Genomic DNA, 12,897 nt, shown 5'->3' on the forward strand with positions numbered 1-12,897 from the left:
TTAGTACAGCACCCGGAACTTGATGGTATGCTCCACCACCCGCAGGGCCTGAATCACGTCCTGGTCGTACTGGCGGTTCACGTCGGTAATCACGTAGCCGATGTGCTCGTTGGTTTTCAGATACTGGCCGAGGATGTTCACTTGGTGTTCGGCCAGCACGTTGTTGATGCGGGCCAGCACGCCGGGCACGTTGTGGTGAATGTGGATGAGGCGGTGCGCTTCCTGTTGAGCCGGCAGCTGCAGGTTGGGCAGGTTCACGCTCTGCTGGGTGTTGCCGGTGTTGATGTACTGCATGATGCGCTCCGGCACAAACTCGGCGATGTTGCGCTGGGCCTCGGCCGTGCTGCCGCCGATGTGGGGCGTGAGCAGCACGTTCGGGAGGCTGCGCAGCTCGTTTTCGAACGTTTCGTGGTTGGTTTTGGGCTCGTAGGGAAACACGTCGACGGCGGCGCCGCCGAGGTGGCCGCTGCGCAGGGCGGTGGCCAGGGCTGGCACGTCCACCACGTGGCCGCGGGCGTTGTTGATGAGCAGGGCCCCGGGCTTCATCTGGGCCAGCTCCTCGGCGCCGATGAGGTTGGTGTTTTCCTTACGCCCGTCCACGTGCAGGGTCACGATGTCGGCCTGCTGCAGCAGCTCCTGCAGCGTGCGGCACTTCACTGCGTTGCCCAGCTGCAGCTTTTCGGCAATGTCGAAGTACAGCACCTGCATGCCCAGGTTTTCGGCTAGCACCGAGAGTTGGGCCCCGATGTTGCCGTAGCCCACGATGCCCAGCTTCTTGCCGCGCACCTCAAAGGCCCCGGCGGCCGACTTGTCCCACTCGCCGCGGTGCATCTTCTCGCTCTTGACGGGCAGGCGCCGGGCCAGCGAAATGATTTCGCTGATGGTCAGCTCCACCACCGAGCGGGTGTTCGAGAACGGGGCGTTGAACACGGCAATGCCGCGCTGCATGCACCCCGTGAGGTCAATCTGGTTGGTGCCGATGCAAAACGCGCCCACGGCAATAAGGCGGTTGGCCCGCTCCAGCACCCGCGGCGTCACCTGCGTCTTCGAGCGGATGCCCAGGATGCTCACGCCCTCGATGCGCTGCATCAGCTCCTCCTCGTCCAGCCCGCCCGGCACGATTTCCACCTGGTAGCCCTCCTCCCGGAACAGCTTTTCGGCGGTGGGTTCGATGTTTTCGAGCAGCAGAGCCTTGATGCGGTTCTTGGGGTAGGAGAGGGTCATCGGAAGCTTGTTCTGGTAGAGAAATTCGTCGAAGGTGGGGGCCACTTGGTCGGCGTTGGCCACCACGGCCGGGCGCGACACGTTTTCGGTGAAGGCGTAGAAGCGGTTGGCCAGCCCGGCCTCGCGGATCTGGTAGTCCGTGATTCCGTCGCCGAGCACGTACACCTCAGCGCCTTCCAGGCCCAGCTGCTGCAACTGCCGGATTTTGCCGCCGTCCTGGCTGAGCGGGTTCGTGGGGTCGAAGCCGGTGATGTTGCCGGCTTCATCGAAGGTGAAGGTGTTGGCCAGCACCTGCTCGGCCGGAATGCCAAACTCGGCCACCACCGGCACGATGAACTCCCGAAACCCGCTGCTGACGATGTAGATGCGGCCCGGGGCGTGCTCGTGGAAAAAGCTCTGGTTGCGGCGGATGCTCTCCGACACCTTGCCGCGCAGGTGCTGCACCAGCTCGTCGAGGTGCTCCCGGCGGGCGGGCAGCAGGGCAATCCGGCGCTTGAGCGACTCGCTGAAGGAGAGGGAGCCGTCCATGCCCGCGTCGGTCAGGGCCTTGATGTCGGCCACCACTTGGGCCCGCTCGGGGCGGCCACGCAGGGCAATGTCGGCCAGCTCGTCCAGGGCTTCGACCTGGGTGAACGTGCTATCGAAGTCGATTACCAGAAAGGGTAAGGGCGCAGGTGCAGTCATGGCCGCAATATCGGGCAGAATGCGCAGCGGCAGCCCCCATTCGAAAATTACCGCAAAACGCGGCGGGGTGCAACGTTCCACCGCGCGCCGGACTCTACCCTACGCGGGCCGCCGGCCCGGCGTGCGGCGGTTGTGGCCTGCCCCGCTCGCCGACTGCCTAACCCACGGCCTGGTATTCCCCTTTATCGTTTTTTTCTATGCTGCATTCGTACCCCCATCCGACCACCGCCACCCCCCATTTGCGCCCCGTGGCCGCCGGTCTGCTGCTCGCGGCCGCGCTGGGGCTGAGCTCGGGCGCTCAGGCCCAGACCTGGGAAAGCGCCGCGCTGCTGACGTCGACTGGTTTCAATTTCCGCGGGGCCTCGGCCGCGCGCGAATCCATGATCAATGTGCGCTCCAATTCCAGCAACGGCTACACCAACAACCCCTACGGCGCCTTGCCGGGCGTAGCCTACGGGGCGGCCTTGCAGCAGCAGCGCGTCACGCGCGGCAAGGTGCTGTTCGGCCTGCAGGCGGGCTACGAGCGGCTGCGCAGCCGCGTCAACAACGTGCTGGTATGGTCCGGCGGCGACGTGCTCGAAGAGGCCCGCGGGCATACCAACCTGATTCATGATTTCGTGAACGTGCACCCGTACGCGGGCCGGCGCTTCGGGCTGGGGCCACTTAGCCTGGACGCCGCCGCCGGCCTCGACCTAGGCCTGCTGCTGCACTGCCAGGAAAAGGGCTTTGCCACCACCAGCGCCCAGCGCTTCACCACCGACCTGGAGCGTGGGCAGCCCGGCCTCGATACCCGCCTACGCCTCGACCTGACCGGCTACTACCACCGCGTGGGGCTGGCCGCCAGCTACTCGCACGGCCTGACCAACTACCGCAGCGGCTGGGTGGGCGGCGCCAACGAAGCCTACAGCCAGGTGTGGCGCCTGGGCGTGGTCTACCGCCTGTTCTAACCCGGCACGGAGGCGGCCATTAAACCTGGCGGCGCACCAACCCTCCAAGGAAAGCAACTCGTTGATGTTTCACCTTAACCGGTCTTTCCCATGACACTCCGCCCCGTCATTGCCGCCGCTACGCTGTTTTTGGCCACGTGCGCGGCGCTGCCCGCCCAGGCCCAACGCGTGTACTACCGCCGGCCCGCCCCGCGGGTGATGGTGCTGCGGCCCGCGCCGCGCCCGGTAGTGCTGGTGCCCGCGCCCGTGGTGCTGCGGCCCCTGCGGCCGGTGGCCTACGCGCCGGCGCCGGTCGTGGTGGTTCGTCCGCGGCCCGCCGTGGTGCATCCGCGCCCGGTGGTGCGCTACCGCTACTACTAAGCCCTCCGCCTGAAATGCAACGGCCCGGCGCACCATTGCGGTACGTCGGGCCGTTGGCAGTTAAGCCCGTTAGCCGGGCCTAGTTGTCGACTTTGGCTTTCGACTTACGACGCTTGTCTTTCACTTTTGCGTCGTCGGTGCGGGGCGTCACGGTGCCCTGCGTCACGCCGGTGCCCGACTGCGTCTGCAGGCCGGTGCCGCCGCCCGTCGTGGTCGATTCCACGGTCGTGGTGGTGGTTTCGGTGGTCGTGGGAGCCGGGGTGGCCGGCTGCACGATTACCGGGGCCGGGGTGGTCGTGGCGGGCGTGGTGGTGGTTTGCTGGGTGGTCGTGGTGGTGCGCGTCTGGGCTTGGGCGGCGGTGCCGGCGGCCAGCAGAGCAGCAAATACGAGGAGCTTCTTCATGGCTAGGTCAGTTTCAGGTTGGGGTGAAACAAGGGCCGCTAGAAATTCGGCGGCGAACTAGCCCTTAAACGAAGCTCGGCTGCAGAGGTTGGGGCCCGCGGTTTAGCCCTGGGTGGACAGCCGCGCGGTGGAGCGGCCGTGCCGCCACTGCGGGTCGTAGTGCACGCCGCCGAAAAGGTAGAGCATCAGGGCGCGGGAGTAGCGCAGCACCAGCGGCGTGGTGACCAGAGCGGCCAGGCCCACCGTCACCACGTACACCCACAGGGGCGGGTCCCCGGCGAGGTAGTAGAGCAACACGCCCGAAACGGCGAAAATGGCCACCGTGAAGGCGTAGCTCACGAACATGGCCCCCCAGTAGAAACCCGGCTCGGGCTCGTAGGCTTGCTCGCACACGGGGCAGTGCTCGGGCATCTGGGCAAACTTGGTCACGTTAAACGCGGAGGTCGAAAACAGGTCCCCTTCGTGGCAGTGGGGGCACTTTAGGCGCAGCAGCGCCAGGGTAGAAGAATCAACGGCAGCCATAGCAAAAGCGAAGTTGAGTGGGAGGGAGGCCACCGGGCAGCAAGCGTCGCGGCGGCCGAAACCAGCACCACCGGGGCCCTTGCGGCGCGCGGCGCGGGGTGGTGCTGAAGTTCTACGGCAAAATTACTGCGGCGGTACACGGCCGTTGTGGACTGCTTGCGGGGCGTTCTGGTACAAATTACCGGTGCTGCTGGCGGTAGGCTTCGGGCGAGTGGCCGCTGTACTTGCGGAAGTAGCGCCCAAAGTAGCTCGGGTCGTCGAAGCCCAGCTCGTCGGCCACCTGGGCCACCGTCAGGGCCGAGTGCGTGAGCAGGCGCTGGGCTTCCACCACCACCCGCTCGTGAATCAGCGCGCTGGCGGTTTTGTTGAGCACCCGGCGGCATACCGCGTTCAGGTGGTTGGCCGTCAGGTGTAGCAGCTCGGCGTACTGCTGCACGGTGCGCATCTGGCGGTAGTGTTGGTTGAGCAAAGCCCCAAACTGCCGGATCTGCTGCTGGGCCAGCGCCGCCCCGCCGGTGGCCGGGGCGGCAAAGTGCCGGGTGGCCAGCTCCAGCAGCAGCAGCAGATAGGCCCGCACCACTTCGGGCTGCGGCGGTTCCGCCGCGCGGGTTTCGGCGTGCAGCCGCAGCAACAGAGGCCGCAGCTCCGCTTCGTCGGCGGGCAGGTAGAGCACCGGCGGGTGCACCCCGTCGAAAAACGGGTACTCGTAAAGGCGCTGGCCCGGGTAGCGGAACAGGTAGAACTCGGCGCTGAAAAACACCACGTAGCCCTGCACCTCGGGCGGCAGCTGCCAGTGGTGCACCTGCCCCGGCGCCACAAAAAACAGGCTGCCCGGCCGCAGCTCGTAGGTGACCTGGTCGATGGTGTGGGTGCCTGCGCCCTCGGACACGTAGATGAGCAGGTAGAAGTCGTGGGCGTGCGGCTCGCGCACGTGCGGAAAGCGCGCCAGGTGCTCGGCCAGCCCGGCCACGTAGTACGACTGCGGCCCGGCGGAGGGCGGAAACGAGGTCAGCGCAAGAACGGGCGGGGCGGTGGGTTTCATCGGCGGGCGGCAAAATAGCGGAAAGCCCGCGGCCCGCGGGGCTTTCCGCGCTGAACTAGCCCCGCGGCGGCCGTACCTTTGCCGGCTGGCAGCTCGGACCAAACCCGGCGGGCTGCTGGCCGTTTCCAGGTTATATGTCCTTGCTCGTTCGTTTTACGCCGCGCCCGGCCGGGCTGCTTGCCGCCGCTGCCTCCCTGCTGATGCTCACTGCCGCCTCGCCCATCGTGCCGCGCGTGCGCACGTTTGCCTTCGATTACCAGACCACCGTGGCTGCCGCGCCGGCCGGCGCCAAGGCCCTGGACCTCTGGCTGCCTGTGCCCCACGACGATGCCTCGCAGGACGTGGCCAAGCTGAAAATCGACGCGCCGTACCCCTACGAGGTGCGCACCGGCGAGTACGGCAACAAGATGCTGCACCTGCGCGTGAGCCCGGCGCCGGCCCAGCCCTTTGCCGTGGCCTTGCACTGCCAGGTCACGCGCCGGGAGCACATCAACCCGCTGCTGCCCAAGGTGGCTGGCGGCAAGAAAGCCCAGGAACCCGACGACCCCAACCTGAGCCGCTGGCTGGCCCCCGACCGCCTCGTGCCGCTCGACGACTCCATCCGGGTGTGGGCCCTGCGCGTGACGGCCCAAGCCGGCGCCCGCACCGACCTCGACCGGGCCCGCGCCATCTACAACCACGTGGTGAGCACCGTGAAGTACGACAAGAGCGGGCAGGGCTGGGGCCGCGGCGACATTTACTACGCCTGCGATGCGCGCCGCGGCAACTGCACCGACTTCCACGCCCTCTTCATTGGCTACTGCCGCGCCCTGGGCATTCCGGCCCGCTTCAGCATCGGTTTTCCGCTGCCCCCGGAGCGCGGCGCGGGCGAGGTCAAAGGTTACCACTGCTGGGCCGAATTCTACACCAAGCAAACCGGCTGGGTGCCCATCGATGCCTCTGAGGCCGCCAAGAACCCCGACAAGCGCGAGTATTTCTTCGGCCACCACGACGAAAACCGCGTGGAGCTGACCCGCGGCCGCGACCTGACGCTGACGCCTCGCCAGCAGGGCGAACCGCTGAACTACTTCGTGTATCCCTACGCCGAGGTCGACGGCCAGCCCTTCACCAGCCTCACGAACCAGTTCCGCTACCGCGACGCGACGGAGTAGCCCGCCCGGCGGCGTTGAACGACCGTCACGCGGAGCGCCGCAACGGGTGTGTTTGACCAACTGCCTCAATCCAGGTGGCGGGCAGGTTGATTCCTCGCCGGCCGACTGCTTCTTGTCGCCTGCTGTTGAGTTTGGGAGAATATTACCCAGCTAGACGCGGACGAATTGCCGAAACAAACCGGCGGCGCGCCGATTGCAATGATGCACAGGCCCTTGCTACGGGCACGTCTTGGCGCTGTGCTGGCGGAGGCTGCAGTTGCTGTTGCCTAATCCCCAAGGATGAAAACCCTCTTCGATTTCTAGCGGCGGCAGAAGCCGCAGAATTCAGAGAAGGTAGTTGCGCGGATTTAATCTGTTGTTCTATATTGCAGCCGTCACCCGGTCGAAAACCGGCTACGCGCTCCGCTTACCTCCTTTTTACACACCTGTCTCGCAACAACTCAAGGCATTCTCCCAAATGCTTTGGGTTTGACCTTTGGCACTTGCGGCTTAGGCGCTAGCCTCGCAAGGGACAGGATGTTTGTGCGCGCCCTCCGCGTAGTGACGTGCCCTTTATCCTTTATGTTATACCCGAAGACTTCTCGACCGGAGCCGGGTGCACTACTGTTTTTTGTTCTTCGTTAGCCATTGCCCGAGCACCCGGTAACAGGTGTGGTGTTTTGCCAATCGATAAGTCGTTTCTGAATTCTTTCGGACTCTCCTAAGTCCCGCTGCGGCCAAGCTGAGCTCGGTACGTTAACCGTGCTCATTCCTGATTACCCCTGGTTCTGAACCGCATATCTACTGCTCGGCAACGAGCCGTTAATTCCTATCATTTGAAAACGTTTCCCTTTTACCGGCAGGTCGATACCATGGATTGTGGGCCCAGTTGCCTGCGAATGATTGCCAAGTTTTATGGATATCAACTGAACCTCAATAAACTACGAACCAGCAGTCAGGTAGGCGTGCACGGCAGCTCGTTGTTGGGTTTGAGCAAAGCCGCCGAGTCGTGCGGATTTAAGACCATAGCGGCCCGCGTCACCCTGGAACAACTGACCACGCAGGTGCCCCTGCCGTGCATTGTGCATTGGGAGCAGAAACACTTCGTGGTCGTCCACGCAGTAGGCGAATCCCGGAGCGCTTGGTTACGCAAGTTCAGGGCAGGCAAGTCAACTGCAGAGGGTAGCGCTTTGCGTCTGCAGGTGGCCGACCCCGGGCTGGGGCTGGTAAGCTATTCGGCCGCGGAATTCCTGAAAGCTTGGGGAGGGGAGCAGGCCGAAGTTCACGGTGGTGTATGCCTGATACTGGAGCCGACTGCTGCCCTAGCCGCGCCAGACGAGCAGGAGCAGCGCTCAAAATATGGGTTGCGCCACGTCCTGAAGCAGTTAACCGATGCGCGCAAGCTCGTTGTCCAACTCTTGCTGGGCCTTCTGGTAGGCAGCAGCGTGCAGTTTATATTTCCTTTTTTAACCCAATCGTTGGTTGACATTGGAATTGCCACCAAAGACTACGGCATAGTATATACCATTCTGCTGGCGCAGGGCCTGCTGTTGATTGGGCGCCTGGTAAATGACTTTGTGAGAGGCTGGATTCTGTTGCACATTAGCACCAGAATTAATTTACGAATTCTGTCTGATTTTATCATAAAGTTAATGTCGTTGCCCGTAAGCTATTTCGAAAGAAAGACTTTTGGGGATATTATGCAGCGGATTAATGATCATGGTAGAATCGAACAGTTTTTGACTAATCAATCATTAAATATATTGTTTTCTTTTCTGCAGCTAGTTGTATTTGGTGGGGTTATATTGATATACAGCAGAGTTATATTTATTGTATTTTTTGTTCTGTCCCTTATTTATATATTATGGACGGCTTATCTACTAAAAAAACGCAAGGTTCTAGACGCTGAGCGTTTTCAACTGGCTTCGAAAAGCCAGAATGCAATAAATCAGATCATTCAAGGTATCCATGATATTAAGCTAGCCAATGCAGAACAGCCCATGCGCTGGGTATGGGAACGAGTACAAGCCAAAAACCTGCGCCTGCAATACAAAGTGTTGTCTCTGTCGCAGTTGCAACAAACCGGGGCGTTTATTCTTAATGAAGGTCGAAACCTGTCCATAAGCTTTCTAGCTGCCAAAGCAGTCATTGATAATCAAATGACGCTGGGCATGATGCTCGCAATGCAATACATCATTGGGCAGTTAACCGGTCCCATTGAGATGCTGGTTATGTTTATTCAAACGTATCAGGATGCCAGCCTGAGCCTAGAGCGTCTCTCGGAAGTGCACGAGCTGGATGAAGAGGATAAGTGGACGGACGCGCAGGTGGGGCAAGTGCATGCTGGCCAGAGCTTGCATCTGCGAAACGTGACCTTTGCCTACCCGAATACGCCGACCAAACCAGTGCTGCGCAACATTGACTTGCACATTCCGGCTGGCAAAATAACGGCCGTAGTGGGCAGCAGCGGTAGCGGCAAAAGCAGCCTACTTAAGCTGCTGATGAAAACCTACGAGCCCTTAGAAGGCAGTATTCACCTGAGCAATACCAATCTGAAGCATCTTACCCACAGCTCGTGGCGGTCCAAATGCGCAGTGGTAGCGCAGGAAGGCTTTATTTTCTCCGATACGGTGGCCGGAAATATTGCGGTTGGTGACGAAACACCCGATTTGACCAAGCTACTGTATGCGGCCAGAATGGCTAATATTTTAGAATTTATAGAAACGTTGCCGCGGGGCTTTAGTACCAAAATTGGTAGCGACGGGCAGCAAGTTAGCCAAGGGCAAAAGCAACGCATATTAATTGCCCGTGCAATTTACAAGGAACCCGAATTTCTGTTTTTTGACGAGGCTACTAACGCCTTGGATACGGAGAATGAATCTATTATCGTTCAGAACCTAAGCAATTTCTTTGATAATCGTACCGTTGTTATTGTGGCGCATCGTTTGAGTACGGTGCGCTACGCCGATCAAATAGTGGTAATGGAAAATGGGCAAATAAGTGAGCAAGGTTCGCACGAGGAATTACTCCAGCAATGCGGTACCTACTGGAATTTAGTTCGGAATCAAGTAGAATTAGTAGGATAAAGCGGCTATGCCTCAGCAGCAAATTGCAAGACCGCCCGTTACCCATACCCACGAACTTGACGTTGTTATTTCCCGCGCGCCGTCTTGGCTGATATGGTGGGGCAGCAGTATCGCCTTTCTCGTATTGCTGAGCTTGTTTGGCGTGGCTTGGTTTGTACAGTACCCAGATACGGTGCAGGCGCGTATGATAATCACGTCCGTACGAGCGCCCAAGCAGGTGAGTGCACGCGCGCAAGGAAAGATTGTGCGCTTGACGCACGCGGCCAACCAGCCGGTGGCGGAAGGCACGGTGTTAGCCGTTATCGAAAGCACTGCCGACCCGCAGCAGGTGTTGGGGCTGCTACGTGGTGCCAAAGCGGTTGAGGCTGCTGGCAGTAATGCAGTGGCTGCCACCCAACACCTCAAGCAACTCCCGCACTCCCGGCTAGGGGAAGTGCAGGCGGCTTACCTCGCGTTCATCCAGGCGGATGACGAACTAAACCGCTACAGCGGCCGCGGTACCGAAGCTCGAAAGGCGTCTGTGCTTGCTGCTAGCTTGCAACTGCTGGCCCGCCGCCGTGCCAACCTGGAAACCCAACTCGCGCTTGCACGGCAGGAGCTGGGGTTGGCACGCAAAGAGTTTGCTGCTCAGGAGCAGTTGTTTAAGCAAGGCGTTTTGGCTCCTCTGGAATTCAACCGCTTGCAAGCCAATCAATTGCGGGGACAGGCGCCGGTAAAAAACTTGGAAATGAGTTTGTTGGATGCGCAAGCCCAGGTGCATACCGTGGAAATGGCTTTGATCGAAGTAGAGAGCCAACGGCAAGCCCGGGTTGTTGAGCAGGAACGTCGGCTGCACGAATTGGGCACGGCTATTGAAAATTGGCAGGCCAAGTACGTGGTCACCAGCCCGGCGCAGGGGACATTGATGGTGGAGCCCCTTACGCAATTCAATCAGCCGGTTGCCGTTGGGCAGCACCTGTTCACGATTGCGCCCCCGCGCCCCGAATACATTGGGGTGGTGGAATTACCCCAAAGCCGTATCGGGGAAGTCCGGGTGGGCAACGAAGCCTATGTGCACCTGGATGCCTACCCGTACCTGAAGTATGGCAAAACGGCGGGCACCGTCACGGAGCTGCAGGAACTGAGCACGAACAACGCAACCTACCGAGCTAAAATCAAACTGTATCAGCCCGGCAACAGCACCCCGGCCATGCCGTTGCACGTCGGCATGGGAGGCACGGTATTCGTCGTTACCAAAACCTCCCGCTTGCTAGAAAAGCTATTCGACAAAGCCATACGGCAGTAAGCGACTCCGCAAAACAGCTGCCGTGCTGCCGCCGCTTCTTTGGCGGAACAGGCCCCGGTTGGCAGTTGCTGAAGACTTCGCCAATAGTACTGATTGCCAACTTATTTCAATTGATTGTGCACTCTCGGCTACCGCAAAATCTGTCCGGCGCAATGCGGCTCACTCATGTAAGCCGGCATCACGTGGCTGCACTCATGCTAGTGGGGGCAGGGCTGCTAGGCTCGTGTACCACAGCCAACCACTGGCAGCAGGTTGGCCACGTGCGGCAGAGTTACATCATTCGCTACTGCAATGACAGTTTAGGAACTTGCCTTACCACCAACGGGGATTTCATCCTGCGTCAAGACCGCCGGGCCTTCACCCGGAAGGAGCGCCGCGTGGCCGCCAAAAAGCTGGGGGTAGCCGCGCGACAGTTCTTGCCCCTTTTCACGGGCACCACCAACGTACCTCCCTACTACCGCCTGCGGGCGGCTTTCATTCGGCACCGGCCAGGAAGCTGGTGGCTGACGGCGGGATTCACCGCTGTAGGGGCCGGACGGTTTGCCCGCAGCATAACCCAAGCGACGGAGTTGTCGAGGGAGTATGCCTACCAAGTGCCAAACAGAGATGGGTTCCTGTACTTAGTCGCGACGGAGGCTCCCGGCAAGAAAAATGAGGGTAAGCCTCTGGTTGATCGGGCTTTCGACATGGACATGGAATTCAACGCCTATGTCTTTCCCTCGGTACAGCCCCGCGGTGACTCCACGCTGCTCAACGTGTCAGAGCAGGTGGACCAAGCCTTTTTGGCAAGTTCCGGCGGCAATTACCTGGCCCCGCTTATTGCGCTGCTCGACGCCCGCCGCAATCCGGCCCTGATCAACGACGCGTCGCAGCATCCGCTGTTGCAACAACTGTTAGTGCAGTATCATGCAATGGCGGGCAACCAGGATTCTGCCCGGTATTTCCGCTTGTGCAGCAAAAAGGCACTGCTGCGCACCAGCGTCCCGTTGCCCGCAGAACCGGATTTTCCTCATTCGTCGGTACCGCCGGCAATTGAATCGTTTCAGACCGAACCGGCGGTTCAGGACATTTTGCAGCGCGCTGCTTCCGCCAAGGCATTGCTTATCAACGAACACCATGGCTCGGCCCACCACCGGAGTCTGCTGGCAGCCCTGCTGCCTCAGGTCTATGCATTGGGTTACAGATACTTGGCTTTGGAAACCCTAAGCGACTCTGGTTTCAACGAACGCGGTTTTCCGCTGATGTCTTCGGGCTTTTACACCCGCGAGCCAACATTTGCCAACCTGGTGCGCACCGCCCACCGCATTGGGTTCAAACTCGTTGGCTACGATGACATGCGTGCGGAAAACCGGGAGCTAAGTCAGGCCCAGCACTTGTTGCAGGCGCTGAAAACAGACCCCCAAGCTCGGGTAGTCGTGTATGGAGGCGGGCAGCATATGGAAGTCAGGCCAGGCACCCAGGCTGGAGCGCCGGGTGGGGCTAAAAAATGGATGGGCCAGTACTTGGCCGAGCTAAGTCAGTGGCCTCTGACCAGCGTCAATCAGACGTATCTGGAAGATGTTTCCTTGCCGGCCGTTGACTCGCTCCAGCCCGGAAGCGCTACTGCGCTGTACAAAATGGTAAACAACCGTCGGGCCCCCTTAAGAGCGGTGCAGGACGTATATGTGCGTAATAAAATGATGGTCAGTTATTTACCGGTTCCTTACTTCGACCAAAGTCAAACTCCTTGGGTGAATCTACCCTTGCCTGCGCCCAGCAGCCAAGCCGCCGGGCGTCAGCGACAATTGATCCAGGTTTACCTAGCCCGTGAGCTTAACCGCTACCCCGATCCGGTGCCGGTTTATACCGCTGAGCTAACTCCTCGACAACAACAGCTGCATCTGAGACTCTGCCCTGGCCAGTACAGCTACAAAATCTATGACGAAGCGGCTGAGGTGATAACCGGAAATTGGAATATAGAATGATATGAAAGCTGAGATGAAAGAATTAGGGGTTAAGCAGAAAATATTTTTTCCATGTAAAACGGTTGCCTTTTGCAATGGCTCCTGTGATTATCGGAGTTGGGGCTTCTGAAAGAGCTCGTTTAGTTACTCATTATGGAAATGTTTTAAAACAATGCCAGGTTCGGACAAAATAAAATTGTAACGACGAAATAGTTAATTATAAAAAATGCAGTAATGGTGCATTTAATTGCGTTGAAAATACTTGACGCAA

At 60.0% G+C, this 12,897-nt stretch carries 10 protein-coding genes; 6 read left to right on the top strand and 4 right to left on the bottom strand.

What is annotated here, in order from left to right; all coding sequences use genetic code 11:
- A complete protein-coding gene (gene serA / locus LJ737_RS09430; protein ID WP_227765017.1) occupies window positions 1-1,908 on the bottom strand; it encodes a phosphoglycerate dehydrogenase in 1,908 nt (635 codons plus the stop codon).
- Between the two features lie 197 nt (window positions 1,909-2,105).
- Between serA and LJ737_RS09435 the strand changes: the two genes are divergently transcribed.
- Together LJ737_RS09435 and LJ737_RS09440 are read left to right on the top strand one after the other, a co-directional pair.
- On the top strand, window positions 2,106-2,855 hold the full coding sequence (locus LJ737_RS09435) for a hypothetical protein (RefSeq protein ID WP_227765019.1): 750 nt from the start codon (window positions 2,106-2,108) through the stop codon (window positions 2,853-2,855).
- Between the two features lie 90 nt (window positions 2,856-2,945).
- Window positions 2,946-3,215 (top strand): hypothetical protein, encoded by a 270-nt coding sequence (locus tag LJ737_RS09440; protein WP_227765021.1) that lies wholly within the window; start codon window positions 2,946-2,948, stop codon window positions 3,213-3,215.
- 79 nt (window positions 3,216-3,294) lie between these two features.
- On the opposite strand, the gene LJ737_RS09445 is transcribed toward LJ737_RS09440, so the two are convergent.
- From LJ737_RS09445 to LJ737_RS09455, 3 genes are all read right to left on the bottom strand, one after another.
- Window positions 3,295-3,618, bottom strand: coding sequence for a hypothetical protein (locus LJ737_RS09445; RefSeq protein WP_227765023.1), 324 nt, complete (start codon window positions 3,616-3,618; stop codon window positions 3,295-3,297).
- Between the two features lie 102 nt (window positions 3,619-3,720).
- Window positions 3,721-4,140 (bottom strand): DUF983 domain-containing protein, encoded by a 420-nt coding sequence (locus LJ737_RS09450; protein ID WP_227765025.1) that lies wholly within the window; start codon window positions 4,138-4,140, stop codon window positions 3,721-3,723.
- 178 nt (window positions 4,141-4,318) lie between these two features.
- Complete coding sequence (locus LJ737_RS09455) at window positions 4,319-5,182, bottom strand: helix-turn-helix domain-containing protein (RefSeq protein WP_227765027.1); 864 nt, start codon at window positions 5,180-5,182, stop codon at window positions 4,319-4,321.
- A 134-nt stretch (window positions 5,183-5,316) separates the two neighbouring features.
- On the opposite strand from LJ737_RS09455, the gene LJ737_RS09460 reads away from it, so the two are divergent.
- The 4 genes from LJ737_RS09460 to LJ737_RS09475 all read left to right on the top strand — a co-directional run bounded on the left by LJ737_RS09460 (window position 5,317) and on the right by LJ737_RS09475 (window position 12,647).
- Window positions 5,317-6,333 (top strand): transglutaminase-like domain-containing protein, encoded by a 1,017-nt coding sequence (locus tag LJ737_RS09460; RefSeq protein ID WP_227765029.1) that lies wholly within the window; start codon window positions 5,317-5,319, stop codon window positions 6,331-6,333.
- An 815-nt stretch (window positions 6,334-7,148) separates the two neighbouring features.
- Complete coding sequence (locus LJ737_RS09465; RefSeq protein ID WP_227765031.1) at window positions 7,149-9,398, top strand: peptidase domain-containing ABC transporter; 2,250 nt, start codon at window positions 7,149-7,151, stop codon at window positions 9,396-9,398.
- Between the two features lie 7 nt (window positions 9,399-9,405).
- Window positions 9,406-10,683, top strand: a complete 1,278-nt coding sequence (locus tag LJ737_RS09470; protein WP_227765033.1) for an HlyD family secretion protein — start codon at window positions 9,406-9,408, stop codon at window positions 10,681-10,683.
- Window positions 10,684-10,865: 182 nt separating this feature from the next.
- Window positions 10,866-12,647: a hypothetical protein gene (locus LJ737_RS09475; protein WP_227765035.1), complete on the top strand. Its 1,782-nt coding sequence runs from the start codon at window positions 10,866-10,868 to the stop codon at window positions 12,645-12,647.
- The last annotated feature ends 250 nt before the right edge of the window (window positions 12,648-12,897 follow it).

The organism is Hymenobacter sp. 15J16-1T3B (assembly GCF_020711235.1).
GTDB lineage: Bacteria > Bacteroidota > Bacteroidia > Cytophagales > Hymenobacteraceae > Solirubrum.